We start from the raw sequence: 17,870 nt of genomic DNA on the forward strand, positions 1-17,870 counted from the left end.
GGAGCGGAAGAGGCCGATCCCCGTGAGGATCGGCCTCTGACCTGCGGTCGGGGTGACAGGATTTGAACCTGCGACCCCCTGCTCCCAAAGCAGGTGCGCTACCAAACTGCGCCACACCCCGGTAGGTCGAGTGCGCGCACGCTCCGGAACTCCGGTACGCTTACGCCCTGACGAACGGATGAAGTCTAGACCAGACTGAAGCCGCTTCGCGCGGACGTAGCTCAATGGTAGAGCCCCAGTCTTCCAAACTGGCTACGCGGGTTCGATTCCCGTCGTCCGCTCAGAATGGCAAAAGGCCAGGTCAACCGACATATGGTTGACCTGGCCTTTTGGGTTTCACACGCCCGCACCGACCTTCCCCGCCATCTGTGTGCCACCGACTTTCTTTTTTCTTTTTCCCGCGCCACTGTCAGCGCCCCGCCCGGCGCCGCCGCGATGACCTTGTCCCGGTCTCGACTCGCGCGCCGGTAGACGGGCGCCGCCCGCGCGGAGGCGTGCCCCATGCGGGGCAGTGGAAGCGTCCGAAGCGCCAGGCGAACGTCCGTCCGACCCTTTGCAGCGCGCCTGGAAGCGTCTGGAAGGAGGCCCGGGGCCCCGCCATCAGGCCGCCCTGTCTCTCCGAGTGGCGACCACGAAAAAAGATCAACAGCTGGTGCGGGGAATTCGCCGGGGCGCGGTCAGGTGGCGTCATCCAACTGTTCGGCCAGCCGCTCCAGGCCACCCTTGATGAGCTGCCCGTACTCGTCGTCGCCAAGTGCGCCGATCTCGGCCCGCGCCCGCTGGAGGTGCTCACGGGCGCGGCCGAGATCGCCCAGCTTGCGATAGCACTCGCTCACGTTGAGGTGCAACGACGGATACAGGCCGGCCACCGAAAGAGTCACCCCGGCTTGACCCGCCCGCTCATCGGTGACCAGATCGGCGGCGGCAAGCGCCCGCAGGTCCCACATCAGCTCCTGGTGCACGTCGTCCTGCACGTCGGCCATCGAGTGGGCGAGGACACAGACATGCAGCGGGTCGCCCTGCTCGCCTCCGATGCTGTCCCAGATCTCCGCGAACAACTCGCGAGCGGCTTCACGCTGACCTCGGTGGTGATGCAACTCCACCCCCTGGCCGATCCAGGTGAGCGTCGGGTCGGTGATCATTAGCGACTCCTTCACAAGCGCTGCGGCCGCACCCGGCCTACTTGCCCGACGCAGCTTAACGATCTTCAAGCTTCCGGCCGGCCGGTTCGCCTGACAACCCCAGAGAATCACGCTTCGGCCGGCGGGCCCAGCCGCTACGCGGCCCCTTCGGAACGCCTCACATCGCGCCGGCCCGCTCGCTCAGGACCGAACGCCTCCGGCGGGCGGGGCGTGTGCGTCCGCACAGGACCCTCAGGCCGCGCCACTCGCGCGCCAGTCCGGAAACCGGTCGGACCGTCACGGCCTCGGTGGCGGCGGGTGTCGCGAGGAACCGGGACGCCGCGCGCGAGCTGAACTACGGTGGGTGACGAGAGCGGCACTGAGTGGATCCGACACGTGGAGGCACCCGATGACCGAAGCCACCCGAATCCTGCTCGACGAGTCCCGTATCCCCCACAACTGGTACAACATCGTGGCCGACCTCCCGGTCCCGCCACCACCGATCCTGCACCCGGCCACCTCGCGGCCCGTCGAGCCGGACGATCTCATGCCACTGTTCCCGGTGGAGCTGATCGACCAGGAGGCGAGCGCTGAACGGTTCGTCCCGATCCCGGCGAGCGTCCGCGACGTCTACCGGCTCTGGCGGCCCACCCCGCTGATCCGGGCACGCAGGCTCGAACGTGCCCTTGGCACCCCCGCGAGGATCTACTACAAGTACGAGGGCGGCTCCCCCTCCGGCTCGCACAAGCCGAACACCGCCGTCCCGCAGGCCTACTACAACGCGCGCCAGGGGGTCGGGAAACTGGTCACGGAGACCGGGGCGGGCCAGTGGGGCTCGGCACTGGCGTTCGCCTGCGCGCAGTACGGCCTGGAGTGCGAGGTGTGGATGGTCCGCGCCTCGTACGACGGGAAACCCGGCCGCAGGAGCCTGATGCGGGCCTACGGCGCGACCGTGCACCCGAGCCCGTCCCCGCTGACGGCGTACGGCGCCGAGGCACTGGCCCACGACCCCGACTCACCGGGCAGCCTCGGCATCGCGATCAGCGAGGCCGTCGAGATCGCGAGGGCCGAACCGGGCACCCGGTACGCGCTGGGCAGCCTGCTGAACCATGTGCTGCTGCACCAGACGGTGATCGGCGAGGAGGCGATCGAGCAGATGGCCGCGTTCGGCGAGGCACCTGACATGGTCGTGGGGTGCACCGGAGGCGGCTCCAACTTCGCCGGGCTGGCCTTCCCGTTCCTCCGGGAGAAGCTGGCCGGGCGGATGGCCCCGGTGATCCGGGCGGTCGAACCGGCGGCCTGCCCGTCTCTCACCAGGGGCGTCTACGCCTACGACTTCGGCGACGCCGCGGGGCTGACCCCGCTGCTGAAGATGCACACCCTGGGCCACGGCTTCGTCCCCGATCCCATCCACGCGGGCGGGCTGCGCTACCACGGCATGTCCCCGCTGCTGTCGCACCTGTACGAGCTGGGGATGTTCGAGGCGGTGGCCATGGAGCAGAACGACTGCTTCGAGGCGGGGTCGCGCTTCGCCAGGTCCGAGGGGATCGTCCCCGCTCCAGAGGCGGCCCACGCGCTGGCCGAGGTCGTCGCCGAGGCACTGCGGTGCAGGGAGACGGGCGAGGAGAAGGTCCTGCTGACCGCGGTGTGCGGGCACGGGCACTTCGACCTGGACGGCTACGACCGCTACCTGTCGGGGCGGCTTGAGGATCTCTCGCTGCCGCAGGACCGGATCGACACGGCCCTGGCCGGCCTGCCCTCCCTGTGACCCGGCGCGCACCGGGAACTCAGGGAGTTCCCGGTGCGGCCTGCTGTGGCCACTTCGTCGGCTAAGCGCCCCTAAGTCCCAGTCCATGTGGAAATATCTACGAATCTCTGTTAAACACAGGGTTCGCATATAGATCATTCTTTACAATCCTCCATACCAGCAGTCAGAGTGCCCTGGAGGGAACGTGTCGGAGTTCGACGGCGTCATCGTGGGCGGGGGCCACAACGGCCTCACGTGTGCCGCCTACCTCGCGAAGGCGGGGCTGTCGGTCGCGGTCGTCGAGCGCAACGACGTCGTCGGCGGTGGTTGCAGCACCCAGGAGCTCACCCTCCCCGGGTTCCGGCACAACACCCACAGCAGCTACCACTTCCTGGAGGAGGGCCCGGTCCCCGCCGACCTGGAACTCCAGCGGTACGGCCTGAGCTACGTCTATCCCGAGACCCAGCACGCCACGGTCTTCCGGGACGGCCGGGCGATCACCGTCTACACCGACCCCAAACGCACCGCCGACTCCTTCGCCCGGTTCTCCAGGGCCGACGCCGAGCGCTGGCTGGAGCTGTACGAGCGCTACGCCGAGGCGGCCAGAGACCTGATGAACGGGTTTCTGTACTCCAGTCCGTTACCACCCCCCGTGCTCGCCGAGCGGCTCAAGGGCGACCTGGGCCGCGACCTGCTGAGCTACCTGCCGCTCTCGCTGTACGAGGCCGTCGACAGGAACTTCGAGAGCGAGCAGGTCAGGGTCCTGTTCAAGTCCTTCCTGCACGCCATCTCCATCGAGGACGTGCCGGGCACCGGCGGATTCTTCCCCCGGCTGCTGTCGCGCATCGCCCGGCTCGGTGTGCCCGTGGGCGGTGCGGGGAACGTCGCGAGCGCGCTGCGCGCGGTCATCGAGGAGCACGGCGGCACCGTGGTGACCGGCGCCCATGTCGAGCGGATCCTCGTCGATGACGGGCGGGCCACCGGGGTGGAGCTGGCAGGCGGCGACGTTCTCGCCGCCCGCCGGTTCGTGGCCAGCGCGGTGGACGCCCCGCAGACCGTCCGGCTGGCGGGCCCGGAGAACTTCGGCCCGGAGATCGCGGCCAAGGTCGAGGACTACCGGTGGGCCGGACACAGCCTCGTCACCCTCCACCTGGCACTCGACGAGGCGCCGCGCTACCGGGCCGCCGAGTTCGAGCCCGACGTGGACCGGGCCTTCCTCGTCGTGCTCGGCGCCGACGACAGCGAGCAGCTCGGCCGCACCTTCGACCAGATCCATCGGGGACAGTTGCCCGACCGGCTGGCCGGCAACGGCGCGTGCCCCTCGCTGTTCGACCCCTCGTACGCGCCGGACGGTAAACACGTGGCCTTCTGGTGGCCATGGGCCCCGTACGACCTCGGTGGCGACGCGGCGAACTGGGACCGTCGGCGCGAGGAGGTCGGTGAGCGGCTGCTCGCCGAATGGGCCGAGTACGCCCCCAACCTCGCAGGAGGCGCCGTCCTCGGCAGGCGGGTCTTCTCACCGCTCGACATCGAGCGGCACTGCGTCAACATGGTGCGCGGCAGCCACCACGTGGGGGCCTACGAACCATCCCAGCTGGGCGGAAACCGGCCGGTCCCCGAGATGGGCCGGTACCGCACCCCCATCGACGGCCTCTATCTCTGTGGCGCCAGCAGCCACCCCGGCGGCTCGGTCTCCGCGGCCCCCGGATACAACGGCGCCAACGCCATCGCAGAAGATCTCGAACTGGCAACCTGGTGGACGCCGGTTCCCGCACCCCGGTGGAGCGAGTGAAGTCCCGTTTCGTCACCAAAGACCCAGCGACGCCAGGGTTCAGGATGGGTAGTCCCGCATCCATGCACGAGCAGCTGTCCCTGCTCAACGCGGCCAGCAAACGCATCGGCAGCACACTGGACATGTTCGAGACCGGCAGGGAACTCATGGACGTCGCCGTGCCGCGCTTCGCGGACGCGGCCGGCATCCTGGTACAGGACCGGTTGGTGACCGAGGGGGAGTTCCCCCAGCAGACCACCGACGGCTCGGCGCTGGTACGGCGGATCGCGGTCGGCGTGGCCGATCCCGCCCCGGGCGTGTACGCCACCGCGTTCCCGGTGGACGAGGTGGCCGTCTACGAGTCGTGGACCCCCTACGCCCGGTGCATGGCCACCGGCAACCCGATCCTCTACCCTCGCCTGGGGCGCCGGACCGCCGAGGAGATCGGGCGGTTCTGGAAGCGCGACTCGGTGTCGAAGGTGCTGGAGGACAGCTCGTTCCTGGTGGTGCCGCTGAAGGCGCGCGGCCGGGTGCTCGGCTTCGTCATCTTCACCCGCCGTCCCACCAGCCAGCCCTTCGACGAGCAGGACGTCAACCTGGCCGAGGAACTGGCGGCCAGGACCGGGGTGTGCCTCGACAACTCCAGGCTCTACAACCGGGAGCGCCGTACCGCGCTGACCCTGCAGAGCAGCCTGCTGCCCGTCGACCTCTCCCAGCCGCTGGGCCTGACGATCGCCTCCCGCTACCTGCCCGCCAGCGATCTGGTCGGGGTGGGCGGCGACTGGTACGACGTGATCCCGCTGCCCGGCTGCCGGGTCGCCCTCGTCGTCGGCGACGTGATGGGGCACGGCATCAGGGCCGCCGCCACCATGGGCCAGCTCCGCACGGCCGCCCGCACGCTGGCCAGCCTGGACCTGAGCCCGGCCGACGTGCTGTTCCGGCTCAACCTGATGAGCCAGGACCTGGACGCCAGCCAGATCGCCACGTGCGTGTACGCCACCTACGATCCGGTCACGCGGCGGTGCGCGATAGCCTGCGCGGGTCACGTTCCGCCGATTCTGGTGCGGCCGGGCGGCGGGACCGAGCTGCTGGAGCTGCCGCCGGGACTGCCCCTGGGCATCGGCAACGAACCCGCCGAGATGCGGGAGTTCACGCTCCCCGACGGCAGCGTGCTCGCCTTCTACACCGACGGCCTGGTGGAGAGCCGCGACCGGGACATCGAGGAGGGCATCGGCGCGCTGCGCGGCCTGCTCTCCGGCCAGGACCAGGACCTGGAGGAGGTCTGCGACCTCACGATCGGCGCCCAGCGGCCGGGGCACGAGCGCGACGACATCGCCCTGCTGCTGGCCAGGGTGTCCGAGCTGACGGACAAGGAGTTCGTCGAGACGTCGCTGCCCGCCGACCGCCGCTCCGCCTCACAGGCCCGCCGCTTCGTCCGGGCCACACTCGGAGGCTGGGGACTCGACTCCCTGTGCGACAACACCGAGCTGATGGTCAGCGAGCTGGTCGCCAACGCTGTCGAACACGGCCAGGGCGAGGTCGAGCTACGCCTGCTGCGCGGGCCCACGCTGGTCTGCGAGGTATCCGACAGCTCCGCGTCCGAGCCGGTGATGCGGGAGGCGTCCACCACCAGCGACACCGGCCGCGGCCTGCACCTCATCAACTGGCTCGCCCACCGCTGGGGCTCCCGTCTCACCCCGAAGGGCAAGATCGTCTGGATCGAGCAGCGGCTGCGCTGATCTCCTCTCCGCCCCGCTTCGCCGTGCGGGGCCGGGATCACTCCCGGTCCTGCTCGCGTCCCACGGCCGTTGGGTCAGGCCGGCGACGTCACCGGCCTGTTCCCGCGCCGGTGACGTGCTCGGCGGGGGAACAGGCCGGTCGGTGTACGGCGTGTCCTCGCGGCCGCGCGGCTCAGCGAACCTCGTAGATCGCGGTGGTACCGCTGATCTCGTTGCCCACCACCAGGAGCGCGTGGCGGGTCGGGCTGTCGGAGGCGGGGATGAACAGCACACCCTCGGGGCCCACGTCCCCGGCGGTGCCGTCCGCGACCGAGCCGGCGAGGTCGCGGGTGTTGACGTATCCGGCCAGATCCGGCGCCCGGGGGTCGTCGATGTCGTAGGCGACGATCCCGCCGACCCGCTCCAGCCCGGCGAAGGCGTAGGTGCGGCCGCGCACCTCGCCGACCGCGACCCCCTCGGGTTCGGGGCCCTTGTTGTCGCTGCGGCTGTCGAAGGAGTCGTTCGCCTCGTTGTCGGCGTTGAACGCCTCGGGCAGTTCCTTGGCGACGAGCCGCTCCAGCTCGTCGCCGGAGTCCCAGACGAGCTCTCCGGAGGAGGACCTGATCGAGATCGAACGGGCGCCGAACGCGTGCAGCTCGGTGTAGGCGCCGCTCGCGTCCCTGGGCGAGTCGACGGCCACGTTCAGCCGGCCGAGCTCGCCGTCCTTCTTGAGGTTCTCCGCGTCCGGCATCGCGAGGTTCAGGGACTTCACCCTGACCTCGTCGGCGTGGCAGCCCCAGTCGCGCCCATCGCCCTCGTTCGCGGTGACCAGGTAGGTGCGTCCGCGGTCGCGGAAGTGCGCGATCCCGTCGGGCTGGTAGAGGCCCCTCACCGGCCTGGGCCTGATGTCGATCCTCCCGTCCCGGTCCGAGGCGTCGAAGCCGCTCTTCGACCAGTCCTTCAGGCCCAGCGGGACGACGTCCTTGACCTCCACCCGCTTCAGGTCGACGATCGCGAGCGCGTTGTTCTCCTGGAGGGTGACGTAGGCGGTGTCACCGTCGACGGTGACGTACTCGGGTTCCAGGTCCTGGGCGGCGGTGGCCCCGGGACCGGTGATCCGCACCCCCTTGCTCCGCAGCCGCTCGGCGTCGAACCTCTGGAACCCCGCGGTCCGCACCGTCCAGCGCTTCAGATCGACGACGCTCACCGAGCCCTCGGGGTCGGCCTTCTCCCCCTCGCAGTAGGAGGACGGCTCGCCCTCGTTGGCCACGACCACCCGGTGCCCGTCGGGGGTGAAGGTCACCATGTCGGGCAGCGCGCCGACGGTCACCTGCCTGAGCCTCTTCCCGCTCCGGGCGTCGAAGAAGGCGACGGTGCCCGGGTCGGTCTTGACCGCGGCCTGCTGGGCGACGGCGACCAGACCGTCGCGTACCGCGACGCTGTTGGCCCCGGGGGTGGCCAGGGTGGCGACCTTGCGAGGCCTGCGCGGGTCGCGGATGTCGAGCACGTCAACGGTGCCGGCCTGCGCGTTCACGACGAACACCCGGCGGGTCTTGGCGTCGTACGCGGTGATCTCCGAGGCACCGGCGGCGACGGTGCCGGTGGCGTGGCGGCCGAGGAAGGTCAGTTCGACACCTCGGGGACCGGATTCGGCGGCGGCCGGGGTCCCGGCCGCGGGCAGCAGGATCAGGCCGGTGGCCGCGGCGACGGCCGCTCGGGTGAAGGTCGTGATGCGCATAGAAGAGATCCTCACGCCATGTCGTGACTCTTCCCTGACGCCGAGATGACCGGGAGATGAAGCGGTCCGGTCGGATGCGCCGCCGGACGTGCCGGTCATGTCCGTTGACGCGATGACTACTGGCGGGCCAGGGGTTACGGTCAAGATGAGGGCCGGGAGAGAACCCGGGAGGGTATCGGGAGGGCATGATGACCATCGACGTACCCGAGGCTTACCGTCGCGCGCTGGACGACTTCGGCGCTCTCGTCCACCGCATCGGCCCCGACCAGTGGGAGAATCCGACACCGTGCGTCGACTGGGACGTGCGCTCCCTCGTCAACCACGTGGTCGGCGAGAACCTGTGGGCTCCCGAGCTGCTGGCCGGGCGGACCCACGCGGAGATCGGCGACGTCTTCGAGGGCGACCTGCTCGGCGACGACCCCATCAAGGCGTTCGACACCTCGGCCGTGCCCGCCGTCCAGGCGGCGATCGATCACCGGGTCCTCGACCGCGTCGTCCACCTGCCCTTCGGCGACGTGCCCGGCCGGGAGTACATCACCGAACTGTTCGCCGACGCCCTCATCCACACCTGGGACCTGGCCCGCGCCATCGGCGCCGACGAGCGGCTCGACCCGGAGTTGGTCACCGCCTGCGCCACCTGGTTCGCCGACGCGGGCTTCGGTTACCGGCAGGCCGCCGCCCTCGGGGAGCATCAGGCCGGAGAGCACCGGAAGGTGCCCTCCGAGACCGACGCGCAGGCCCGGCTGCTGGCCTCCTGGGGCCGCCGCGCGTGACCGCCCGTCTCCGTGTGCTCGGCCTCTGTGGTCGGTACGGCTAGCGAGCGGTCGGCCGTTTGCCGTGGTTGGCCTTGTTCTTCTTGCGGGCCTTGCCCTTACGTGATCTTCTGGCCATGCCGACCACCCCTTCCCTGAGGTCCTTCCAGGTCCCGCGAGCGCAGGCCTCCGTGGTTCCGGACCCGTACGGGACTCGATGTCACCGGTTCAGACCTTCACGTTCCTCCTGCGACGCCCGGCGCGCAAGGCCCGAACCGCGACCCACCCCGCTCCGGTGAGTGCGTTGCCCCAACCTTGACGATCAGCGCCTCCCGCGGGTGCGTCCGCCCCGATTCTGAGGATCTTCCCTAGGCTCACCCTCATGCGCGAGAAGCTGATGGCCCGCTGGCGGTCCCTGGCCGGTCCCGAGGCCGAACCCCTGGGCCGTGAACTGATCACCCGGTACGACGAGCCGCACCGCAGGTATCACACCGTCACCCACCTGGAGGCCGTGCTCACCCACATCGACACCCTGGCCTCTCATGCCGAGCACCCGGACCTGGTACGGCTGGCGGCCTGGTTCCACGACGCCGTCTACGACCCGCGGCGCGGCGACAACGAGGAGCGGAGCGCCATCCTCGCCGAGCGCGCGCTGCCGGAGACGGGGCTCTCCCCCGAGGCGGTGGCCACGGTCGCCCGGCTGGTCAGGCTGACCGTCACGCACGCCCCCGCACCGGGCGACGCGGACGGGGCCGTGCTGTCCGACGCGGACCTGGCGATCCTGGGCGCGGTGCCGGAGATCTACGCCGCCTACGCGGCCGCCGTACGCGAGGAGTACGCCTTCGTGCCCGACGACGCTTTCAGGTCCGGCAGGGCCGCGGTGCTGCGCTCGCTGCTCGACCTTCCGGCGATCTTCCACATCGCCGATCTGGAGGAGGCGGCACGGGCGAACATCATGGCGGAGCTTGAGCGGCTGTGAGCGGACGACCACCACAATTCAACAGTATTTCCCGATACTCACTGTGGTATTTTGGTGGAATCTGGTGAATTAAAGGGAGTGAGTCAATGCTCGCCCAGCAGCGGCAGCAGGCGATCCTGGAGAGGGTGCGGAGCAGGGGCGGGGTCAGGGTCGCCGATCTCGTCCGGGAGCTCGGCGTGTCCGACATGACGATCCGGCGCGACCTTGAGGTGCTCTCCGAGCGCGGACTGGTGGAGAAGGTCCACGGTGGCGCCACCGCCGCCGGTTCCGGCTCGACCGAGGAACCGGGCTTCGCCGCCAAGTCGGCGCGCCAGCAGGCGGAGAAGGAGACGATCGCCCGGCGGGCCGCCCGGCTCGTCCGGCCCGCCACCGCCATCGCACTCTCCGCGGGAACCACGACCTGGACGCTCGCCCACCATGTGACCGACGTGCCCGAGCTGACCGTGATCACCAACTCGATCCGGATCGCCGACGTCTTCCACCGCTCCCCAAGGGCCGACCGCACGGTCGTGCTCACCGGCGGGGTCCGCACCCCCTCCGACGCGCTGGTCGGCCCGGTCGCGGTCACGGCGATCCGGGGGCTCCACGTCGACACCCTCTTCCTCGGCGTGCACGGGATGAGCGCCAGAGCCGGGTTCACCACACCCAACCTGCTGGAGGCCGAGACCAACCGCGAACTGGTCGCCTCCGCGCACCGCCTGGTGGTGCTCGCCGACCATACCAAGTGGGGCACGGTCGGCATCAGCACGATCGCCGAGCTGTCCCAGGCCCACGTCGTGGTCACCGACTCCGGCCTGACCGGGGAGGCCCGCGAGGAGCTCGCCGCCTCGGTGGGAGAGCTGATCATCACAGAACCGCAGCAGGAGAGCGAGAGCGTCGGCCGATGAAGCGTACGATCACCCACCTGGCCGACGGCCGGGAACTGTTCTACTTCGACCACCGCGACGACGCCGACCGCGGAGCGGTCGACAGACGCGACTTGCCGCCCCGCCCCACCGCCTCCGAGCTGCGCTACGACCCGCTGACCGAGGAGTGGATCGCGGTGGCCGGACACCGCCAGGGCCGCACCTTCCTGCCTCCGGCCAGCGAGTGCCCGCTCTGCCCCTCCACCTCCGGCAACCTCACCGAGATCCCGTCCGCCGCCTACGACGTGGCGGTCTTCGAGAACAGGTTCCCCTCGTTCTCCACCCGTCTGGGGGACTATCAGCAGGTCGGCGGGTTGAGTGAGGTCCGCCCCGGGATCGGCCGCTGTGAGGTGGTCTGCTTCACCGCCGAGCACGACTCCTCGTTCGCGATGCTCCCCCCCGAGCAGGTGGAGCTGGTCATGGAGGCCTGGATCGACCGTACGGCGGAGTTGTCGGCGATGCCGGGCGTGGAGCAGGTGTTCTGCTTCGAGAACCGGGGAGCCGAGATCGGCATCACCCTGCTCCACCCGCACGGCCAGATCTACGCGTACCCCTACGTGACCCCGCGCACCAGGCTGACCCTCGGGGCGGCCGGGCGGCACCGGGAGCGGACCGGCGGCAACCTGTTCGCCGACGTGCTCGCCGCGGAGCGGGAGGCCGGGATCCGGGTGGTGGCCTCGAACGAGCACTGGACGGCGTTCGTCCCGGCCGCGGCCCGCTGGCCGGTGGAGGTCCACCTCTACCCCCACCGGCAGGTCCCCGATCTGGTCGGCCTGGAGCCCGCGGAGCGCGCGGCGTTCGGACCGCTCTACACCGACGTGCTCCGCCGCCTCGACGGACTGTTCGGCGTGCCGATGCCCTACATCGCGGCCTGGCACCAGGCGCCGGTCAACACCGGTCGTGACCTGTCGTACGCGCACATGGAGCTGTTCAGCATCCGCCGCGCGCCGAACAAGCTGAAATATCTCGCCGGCTCCGAGTCGGCCATGGGCGCCTTCGTGAACGACGTGCTGCCCGAGGAGGCAGCACACCTTCTGCGCTCTGTTGTCACGAACTGATCACCAATTGGTCTCGTCTTGAAGTCGCGTGACCCTCTGTTTACCACTACTATCCTTCCCACATCGGCTGCAACAGCCGATATGCCTAATCCCAGGCGCATCGCCCGGGAGCCGGGGAACCACCGCACCTGGGGTGAAACCACTTCGGTGGAAGGGCGTTCTCCAGCCCGAACCCGTCAGCTAACCCGGTAGGCGGAAGGAGAGGAGAGTTCGTGGCGGCCCCGTCCCCCACGTTCCGTCGGCATGCGGCTCTGGCCCTTTGTGCGAGCCTGATCGCCACGTTCACCCTCGGCGCCCCCACCGCGGGAAGCGCGGAGCCCAAGCCGACCGAGGCCAAGCTCCGCGCCGAGCTGGCCAAACTCGGCAAGAAGGTCGACTCGCTGATCGAGGCCTACGCGGCCAAGCGCGAGTCCCTCAAGAAGGCGCAGAAGGCCGAGGCCGTCGCCAAGCAGAACCTGGCCAGGGCCGAGGACCTCTACGCCAGGGCGGAGAAGCAGGTCGACTCCATAGTCCAGCTCCGTTACCAGAGCAGCACCGGCGGCCTGCCCGCGCTGCTGTTCGCCGACGACATGGGGGGAGCCGCGGTGATGGAGCAGCTCACCGCCCAGCAGAGCGCCCACCTGCAGGGTTTCGCCGAGAGCCTCGAACGCAGGAAGAGGGCGACCGAGACGGCCGCCAAGCTCACCGACGACATCGGTGAGGAGGCCAGAGAGATGCAGACCCAGCGCGACGAGGTCGAAGACGTGATCAAGGACATCAAGAACAAGCTCGACCAGCTCGCCCCCGTCGGCTCCGGGCGCCGCGCCGACGGCAGCTGGGCCCCGCAACTCCCCACCGGCGCCGACAACATCACCGACCGGACCCGGATCATGCGTGAGGCCGTCAAGAGACGCTTCGACCTCCCGTACTCGGTCGGTTGCTACCGGTCCGCGAACGACGGCGGCGAGCACCCCCTCGGCCGCGCCTGCGACTTCATGATGAGCACCGGCGGCACGATGCCCTCGGCCGCCAATCTCCGGCTCGGCGACGAGATCGCCGCCTGGGCCATCAAGAACAAGGCCAAGCTCGGGGTGAAGTACGTGATCTGGCGCCAGCGCATCAACCACGGCTCCGGCTGGAGAACCATGTCCAACCGCGGCGGCATCACCGCCAACCACTACGACCACCCGCACATCTCGATGTACTAGCGCCGTCCCCGCGGGGGCCGCTGAGGCGTTGCGGCCACGGGTACGTCAGCGGGTCGGTGTCCGGGGGCGATTCCACCAGAGGGAGAGGGACAGGGCCGCGGTGACGAGGGCGGCGCCCCCGGCGGCGAAGGCGGGGGCGGTGTCGACCTGTTGCCGGATGACGGTGAAGCTGCCGGGGAGGGCGTCGAGGGCGCTCTGGAGCTGGTCGGCGTTCTCAGCGCGGTGGTAGGAGCCGCCGGTGGTCTGGGCTATCCGTTTGAGTGCGGGCTCGTCGATGACACGGGGGTTGCGGCCCCTGTCGAATCCGCCGCGACCGCCGAAGCCGCCGCCCCAGCCGCCGAATCCGCGGCCGTCGAACTGTGAGTTGTCGCAGACCATCGGGGCCGGGTTCGTGGTGCCGAAGCCGATGGTGAAGACACGGACGCGGCGCAGGGCCGCCTCCTGGGCGGCGAGCTGCGGGTCGACGCCCTGGGTGTTGGCGCCGTCGGTGAGCACGACGATCGCGGCAGCGGCGTAGCCCGACCCGCCGCCGGGGTTCGCCCCGGTGGAGGCGACCGACGGGTCGACCTCCGCGATCGCGTCGATCGAGGTGAGCACGGCCTGCCCGATCGCGGTGCCCCGGGACACGGTGAGGCCGTCCAGCGCCTCGATCAGCGAGTCGGTGTCGTCGGTGGGCGGGACGAGCAGACCCGCGGTGCCCGCGAAGGTGACCAGGCCGATGCGCGGCCCGCCCCGCTGCGACTCGATGAACTCGGCGGCGGCTTTCCTCGCGGCGGTGATGCGGTTGGGGTCGACGTCCGTGGAGCACATGGAGCCGGAGGTGTCGAAGGCGAGCAGGATCGTCGCCGACGTCTGTGGCACCGGGACCGACGCCTGTGGTCGCGCGGCCCCGACCGCGAGCAGCGCGAGTCCGGCTACGAACAGTGCCGCGGGGATCTTCCGCGTCCAGCGCGTACGGCCGGGCAGGGCGCTGCGTACGAGCGCGATCGAGGTGACGCGCACAGCGGCCCGCCGGCGGCGGCGCCGCGCCCACTCGCGGATCGCGAAGATCAGCGGGATGACCAGGATGGACAGCATTGCCCACGGCCACGAGAACGACATTCAGATCACCCGTCCGGACCGGAGCACGGTGAGCGCCGCGCCCGCGGTGAACAGCGCGAGGGCGAGCCCGATCAGCCCGCCGGCGAGGGGCAGCGGCTCGTCGGAGACGGTGAGCCGCAGGTCGATCGTGTCGGCGATCCCGTCGAGCCGCGCGGTGTCGGAGGCGGGGTGGTAGGCGCCGCCGGTGGTCTGCGCGATCAAGGTGAGGGTGTCCTCCTCGAGCGAGGTCCGCAGGTGGTAGCCGTCGACCCGCACCGTCGCCCCGGCGGTGGTGCCGACCCCGACGGTGTGGATGTGGACGCCCGCCCGCTGGGCCACGGTGGCGGCGCGCTCGACGTCCGCGCCCTGGTTCTGGCCGTCGGAGAACATCACGATCGTCGCCGACGGCCAGTAGCCGATGTCGGGGGCGGCGCCGTCGCGGCCGACGGCCACCTGCTTGCCGGTGATCGCCGACAGCGAGCCCGTGATGGCCGTCCCCAGCGAGGTGCCGCCAGTGATCTTCAGCCGGTCGATGGCCTTGAGCGCGACGGAGTGGTCGGCGTCGGGCCGCGCGGTGGTGAGCGCGCCCCGTTCGAACGCGACGACTCCGATGTCGACGCTGTCGGGCTGGGCCGCCACGAACGCGCGGGCCGCCCGCTGCGCGGCCGCCAGCCGGGTGGGCACGACGTCGTCCGCCCCCATGCTGTTGGAGACGTCGATGGCGAGGATGACGGTGCCCGCGGTCCGCGGGACCGGTACCATGGCCGCCGGTCCGGCGATGGCGATCGCGAGTACCCCGACGCCGGCGATCGTCAGGCCGACTCCGAGGTACGTCCGGCGGCTGCCCGGCACAGCGACCCCGGCCGCGGTGAGGGCGGCCGTCCGGCGGCGCGCCGAGACGACGGCAGCCCAGGCGAGCGCCGCCGTGACGAGCAGTCCGACGGCCAGCAGCAGCGGGGAGGACAGGGTCATGAGGCCGGCCTCACATGTCCGTCGATGACCTCGGCAGGCTCGGTCATGGCGACCGGTCCCCGGTTCGGGCGACGACCTCGACGAGCGTCTCGGCCAGATCGCGGTCGGTGTCGATGCGGTGGACGGGCACCCCGGCCCGGCGCATGCCCGCCTCGAGCCGGGCGTCGCGGGCGTCGACGGCGGCGCGGAAGCGGACCCGCAACAGCGGGTCGGCGGAGTCGACGACGAGCTGCTCGCCGGTCTCGGCGTCCTCGACCACGATCAGCCCGGCTTCGGGCAGCACGTCGTCGGCCGTGTCCGCGATCCGCAGGGCGACCACCTCGTGCCGCCTGGCCAGGCGCTGGAGCGAGCGCTCCCAGTCGCCGTCGCCGATGAAGTCCGACAGCACCACGACGAGTGCGCGGCGGCGCGCGAGCCGTCCGGCCGCATCGAGCATCTCCGCCAGGTCGGTGGTGGTGCCACCGCGCGCCTTGGAGGTGCGTTCCAGCTCGGCGCCGATCCGCAGCGCGTGCCGCCGGGAGGTGCCGGGCGGCACGACGCGCAGCATCCCGGTGTCGAACAGCAGGGCGCCGACGCGGTTGCCGCCCCGGCCGAACAGCCGAGTGAGGACGAGCGCGAGCTCGGCGAGTACGTCGCGCTTGCCGCGCCCCGGCCGGTCGGCCGCCATCGACGCCGACCGGTCGAGGACAAGCCACACCGTCAGCTCGCGGTCCTCGGTGAACACTCGCAGGTGCGGCTCGTCCAGCCGTGCGGTCACGTTCCAGTCGATGTGCCGGGCGTCGTCACCGTCGCCGTAGGGGCGCAACCCGGTGAAGTCGATCCCGGAGCCGCGGTGCGCGGTGCGGTGCGCGCCCTGGAGCCGGCCGTCGAGTCTGCGGACGACCTTCCACTCCAGGCGCAGCAGGAGCCTCTCGGGGGCGGCGGCCATGGCGGCTCAGCGGTTCTGCAGGACGACGTCGGGCGCCCGGACGGCCCCGAGCACCCTGGTGATGATCGTGTCGGCGTCGACGTCGTCCGCGAGGGCCTCGTAGGACAGCACGAGGCGGTGGCGCAGCACGTCGAGCGCGAGCTCGGACAGGTCGCGCGGCAGGACGTAGCTGCGGCCGCGCAGGAACGCCAGCGCCCGGGCGCCCGTGACGAGCGCGATGGACGCCCGCGGGCTCGCCCCGTAGGTGACATACCGTTCCAGCTCGCCGAGCCCGGCCGTCGCGGGGGAACGCGTCACGGAGACCAGCCGTACCGCGTAGTCGACGATCGCCGGATCGACGTACACCTGCTGAGCGCGGGCCCGCATCGCGATCAGCTCCTCGGCCGTCACCATCGGCCGCGGCGGCTCGGGCGGACGCAGCGCTCGTTCGACGATCGCCTGCTCTTCGGGCTGCGTCGGATAGTCGACGACCACCTTCATCATGAAACGGTCGACCTGCGCTTCGGGCAGCGGGTAGGTGCCCTCCGACTCGATCGGGTTCTCCGTCGCCATGACCAGGAACGGCTCGGGCACCCGGAACGTCTCACGGCCGATCGTCACCTGATGCTCCTGCATCACTTCCAGCAGGGCGCTCTGCACCTTGGCGGGGGCGCGGTTGATCTCGTCGGCCAGCAGCAGGTTCGCGAACACCGGGCCGAGCTCGGTTTTGAACTCCCCGGAGTGCTGGTGGTAGACCCGCGTCCCCACGAGGTCGGCCGGCACCAGGTCGGGGGTGAACTGGACGCGCTGGAAACTCCCGGTGATCGCGGCGGCCAGCGACCTCACCGCGAGCGTCTTGGCCAGGCCCGGCACGCCCTCGACGAGCAGGTGGCCGCCGGCGACCAACGCGACGGCCATGCGCTCCAGCAGGACGTCCTGACCGACGATCGTGCGTTTGACCTCGAACAGCACATGTTCGAGCGGATGGGCCGACGTGGAGGACTTGGTCGAGGTCATATGGTGTTCCTTCTCGTGACGCTTCGGTCAGATCTCGGGCCCGCCGCCCGGCGGGCCGTCGCCCTCGCCACCGCCCAGTGCCGCGCCGATCGGCACCGCGAACGCGATGCCGGCGAACGCCTCGTCTCCTCCCGGGTCGGCGATCGAGACGACGATCCCGATGACCAGGCCGCGGGCGTCCAGGAGGGGACCGCCGGAGCTGCCCGGGTTCACGGAGGCGTCGAACTGGATGAGCCCGTTCAGGCCGCCGTCTTTGGCGGTCCGGTTCAGGCCCGACACGACGCCGGTGGAGACGCTGTAGGTCAGGCCCAGCGGATTGCCGATCGCCACGACAGGCACGCCCACGGTCGCGGTGCCGCCGAGCGTCGCCGGGATGACGATCTCCGGCAGTTTCGCGGGTTTGAGGGTCGCGACGTCGAGCTTGGGATTCGACGACGCGACAACGGCCTTCGTCCTGGTGCCGTCGGCGAACGTCACGGTGACGTTCTCTGCGCCTTTGTTCGAAGTGCCTTCGACGACGTGGTGGGCCGTCAGAATCGTCCCGTCCTCGGCCGCGATCACCCCGGTTCCAAGCGACTTCCCGGCCTGGATGACCACCACCGACGGCCCGACCCTCTTGAAGACGTCGGGCACCGTGAGCATCGCACTGGGCGTCGGCGTCGCGCTCGGCCTGGGCGCGGCCTCCTCGCCGTTCCCACTGCTGCTTCCCAGCCAGTACGCGAGCAGCGCCACGACGACAAGGGCGCCGCCCCCGACGGCGAACCGCCGAGCCCTCCCGGCCACGGCTCCCTGAGCATCGGCCGCATCGGCCTGCTGCGGCACACGCTCCATTGCCACATACTCATAAATTTCAGTTGAAAGTGCTACAAACTCCGCCTGAGAACTCCCTGAGAATCGGCCCCCGCGACCCCACGCGCG

General features: G+C 70.6%; 15 protein-coding genes, 2 tRNA genes and 1 riboswitch. Of the genes, 9 read left to right on the forward strand and 8 right to left on the reverse strand.

Annotated elements, in window-relative coordinates; all coding sequences use genetic code 11:
* Positions 1 to 47: 47 nt before the first annotated feature.
* A tRNA-Pro gene (locus tag AB0J58_RS23150) sits at positions 48 to 121 on the reverse strand.
* An 89-nt stretch (positions 122 to 210) separates the two neighbouring features.
* Here AB0J58_RS23150 and AB0J58_RS23155 point away from each other — a divergent pair.
* Positions 211 to 281, forward strand: a tRNA-Gly gene (locus AB0J58_RS23155).
* A gap of 396 nt (positions 282 to 677) precedes the next feature.
* Here AB0J58_RS23155 and AB0J58_RS23160 read toward each other — a convergent pair.
* Positions 678 to 1,142 carry a hypothetical protein gene (locus AB0J58_RS23160; protein ID WP_364218613.1) on the reverse strand — a complete coding sequence of 155 codons (465 nt, stop codon included), beginning with the start codon at positions 1,140 to 1,142 and terminating at the stop codon, positions 678 to 680.
* A 388-nt stretch (positions 1,143 to 1,530) separates the two neighbouring features.
* Between AB0J58_RS23160 and AB0J58_RS23165 the strand changes: the two genes are divergently transcribed.
* The 3 genes from AB0J58_RS23165 to AB0J58_RS23175 all read left to right on the forward strand — a co-directional run bounded on the left by AB0J58_RS23165 (position 1,531) and on the right by AB0J58_RS23175 (position 6,378).
* Positions 1,531 to 2,889, forward strand: a complete 1,359-nt coding sequence (locus AB0J58_RS23165; RefSeq protein WP_364218615.1) for a TrpB-like pyridoxal phosphate-dependent enzyme — start codon at positions 1,531 to 1,533, stop codon at positions 2,887 to 2,889.
* Between the two features lie 184 nt (positions 2,890 to 3,073).
* The gene (locus AB0J58_RS23170; RefSeq protein WP_364218617.1) at positions 3,074 to 4,660 is read left to right on the forward strand and encodes an NAD(P)/FAD-dependent oxidoreductase; all 1,587 of its coding nucleotides are present in this window, start codon (positions 3,074 to 3,076) and stop codon (positions 4,658 to 4,660) included.
* A 62-nt stretch (positions 4,661 to 4,722) separates the two neighbouring features.
* The gene (locus tag AB0J58_RS23175; protein WP_364218619.1) at positions 4,723 to 6,378 is read left to right on the forward strand and encodes a SpoIIE family protein phosphatase; all 1,656 of its coding nucleotides are present in this window, start codon (positions 4,723 to 4,725) and stop codon (positions 6,376 to 6,378) included.
* Between the two features lie 172 nt (positions 6,379 to 6,550).
* Here the strand turns inward: AB0J58_RS23175 and AB0J58_RS23180 are convergent, their stop codons facing one another.
* A complete protein-coding gene (locus tag AB0J58_RS23180) occupies positions 6,551 to 8,095 on the reverse strand; it encodes a choice-of-anchor I family protein (protein ID WP_364218621.1) in 1,545 nt (514 codons plus the stop codon).
* Between the two features lie 185 nt (positions 8,096 to 8,280).
* On the opposite strand from AB0J58_RS23180, the gene AB0J58_RS23185 reads away from it, so the two are divergent.
* The 5 genes from AB0J58_RS23185 (at position 8,281) to AB0J58_RS23205 (ending at position 12,976) form a co-directional block, all read left to right on the forward strand.
* Positions 8,281 to 8,868, forward strand: coding sequence for a TIGR03086 family metal-binding protein (locus AB0J58_RS23185; RefSeq protein ID WP_364218622.1), 588 nt, complete (start codon positions 8,281 to 8,283; stop codon positions 8,866 to 8,868).
* 361 nt (positions 8,869 to 9,229) lie between these two features.
* Positions 9,230 to 9,826: a metal-dependent phosphohydrolase gene (locus tag AB0J58_RS23190; RefSeq protein ID WP_364218623.1), complete on the forward strand. Its 597-nt coding sequence runs from the start codon at positions 9,230 to 9,232 to the stop codon at positions 9,824 to 9,826.
* An 86-nt stretch (positions 9,827 to 9,912) separates the two neighbouring features.
* Complete coding sequence (locus tag AB0J58_RS23195; RefSeq protein ID WP_364218624.1) at positions 9,913 to 10,713, forward strand: DeoR/GlpR family DNA-binding transcription regulator; 801 nt, start codon at positions 9,913 to 9,915, stop codon at positions 10,711 to 10,713.
* Positions 10,710 to 11,789 (forward strand): galactose-1-phosphate uridylyltransferase, encoded by a 1,080-nt coding sequence (gene galT / locus AB0J58_RS23200; RefSeq protein ID WP_364218626.1) that lies wholly within the window; start codon positions 10,710 to 10,712, stop codon positions 11,787 to 11,789. Before AB0J58_RS23195 ends, galT begins: the two co-directional genes overlap by 4 nt.
* A gap of 72 nt (positions 11,790 to 11,861) precedes the next feature.
* A riboswitch (cyclic di-AMP (ydaO/yuaA leader) is annotated at positions 11,862 to 11,998 on the forward strand.
* A 3-nt stretch (positions 11,999 to 12,001) separates the two neighbouring features.
* On the forward strand, positions 12,002 to 12,976 hold the full coding sequence (locus tag AB0J58_RS23205; protein ID WP_364218628.1) for a hypothetical protein: 975 nt from the start codon (positions 12,002 to 12,004) through the stop codon (positions 12,974 to 12,976).
* 45 nt (positions 12,977 to 13,021) lie between these two features.
* Here AB0J58_RS23205 and AB0J58_RS23210 read toward each other — a convergent pair whose 3' ends face one another.
* Genes AB0J58_RS23210 through AB0J58_RS23230 form a run of 5 tightly spaced genes read right to left on the reverse strand, consistent with a single transcriptional unit; the run spans position 13,022 to position 17,783 of the window.
* Entirely contained in the window at positions 13,022 to 14,077 is a 1,056-nt protein-coding gene (locus AB0J58_RS23210; protein WP_364218630.1) for a VWA domain-containing protein, read from the reverse strand.
* On the reverse strand, positions 14,078 to 15,028 hold the full coding sequence (locus AB0J58_RS23215; RefSeq protein WP_364218632.1) for a VWA domain-containing protein: 951 nt from the start codon (positions 15,026 to 15,028) through the stop codon (positions 14,078 to 14,080).
* A 43-nt stretch (positions 15,029 to 15,071) separates the two neighbouring features.
* Entirely contained in the window at positions 15,072 to 15,956 is an 885-nt protein-coding gene (locus tag AB0J58_RS23220; RefSeq protein ID WP_364218634.1) for a DUF58 domain-containing protein, read from the reverse strand.
* 6 nt (positions 15,957 to 15,962) lie between these two features.
* Positions 15,963 to 16,952 (reverse strand): MoxR family ATPase, encoded by a 990-nt coding sequence (locus AB0J58_RS23225; RefSeq protein ID WP_364218636.1) that lies wholly within the window; start codon positions 16,950 to 16,952, stop codon positions 15,963 to 15,965.
* Positions 16,953 to 16,979: 27 nt separating this feature from the next.
* A complete protein-coding gene (locus AB0J58_RS23230; protein ID WP_364218638.1) occupies positions 16,980 to 17,783 on the reverse strand; it encodes a trypsin-like peptidase domain-containing protein in 804 nt (267 codons plus the stop codon).
* Positions 17,784 to 17,870 lie beyond the last annotated feature (87 nt).

The organism is Streptosporangium sp. NPDC049644 (assembly GCF_040675205.1).
Classification (GTDB): Bacteria; Actinomycetota; Actinomycetes; order Streptosporangiales; family Streptosporangiaceae; genus Streptosporangium; species Streptosporangium fukuiense.

Bases quoted from the DNA above. Each gene is read 5' to 3' on its own strand.
- AB0J58_RS23195 (WP_364218624.1), top strand. From the start codon at position 9,913: ATGCTCGCCCAGCAGCGGCAGCAGGCGATCCTGGAGAGGGTGCGGAGC.
- AB0J58_RS23185 (WP_364218622.1), top strand. From the start codon at position 8,281: ATGATGACCATCGACGTACCCGAGGCTTACCGTCGCGCGCTGGACGAC.
- AB0J58_RS23175 (WP_364218619.1), top strand. From the start codon at position 4,723: ATGCACGAGCAGCTGTCCCTGCTCAACGCGGCCAGCAAACGCATCGGC.
- AB0J58_RS23225 (WP_364218636.1), bottom strand. From the start codon at position 16,952: ATGACCTCGACCAAGTCCTCCACGTCGGCCCATCCGCTCGAACATGTG.
- AB0J58_RS23215 (WP_364218632.1), bottom strand. From the start codon at position 15,028: ATGACCCTGTCCTCCCCGCTGCTGCTGGCCGTCGGACTGCTCGTCACG.
- AB0J58_RS23165 (WP_364218615.1), top strand. From the start codon at position 1,531: ATGACCGAAGCCACCCGAATCCTGCTCGACGAGTCCCGTATCCCCCAC.
- AB0J58_RS23230 (WP_364218638.1), bottom strand. From the start codon at position 17,783: ATGGAGCGTGTGCCGCAGCAGGCCGATGCGGCCGATGCTCAGGGAGCC.
- galT (WP_364218626.1), top strand. From the start codon at position 10,710: ATGAAGCGTACGATCACCCACCTGGCCGACGGCCGGGAACTGTTCTAC.
- AB0J58_RS23160 (WP_364218613.1), bottom strand. From the start codon at position 1,142: ATGATCACCGACCCGACGCTCACCTGGATCGGCCAGGGGGTGGAGTTG.
- AB0J58_RS23220 (WP_364218634.1), bottom strand. From the start codon at position 15,956: ATGGCCGCCGCCCCCGAGAGGCTCCTGCTGCGCCTGGAGTGGAAGGTC.
- AB0J58_RS23190 (WP_364218623.1), top strand. From the start codon at position 9,230: ATGCGCGAGAAGCTGATGGCCCGCTGGCGGTCCCTGGCCGGTCCCGAG.
- AB0J58_RS23180 (WP_364218621.1), bottom strand. From the start codon at position 8,095: ATGCGCATCACGACCTTCACCCGAGCGGCCGTCGCCGCGGCCACCGGC.
- AB0J58_RS23210 (WP_364218630.1), bottom strand. From the start codon at position 14,077: ATGTCGTTCTCGTGGCCGTGGGCAATGCTGTCCATCCTGGTCATCCCG.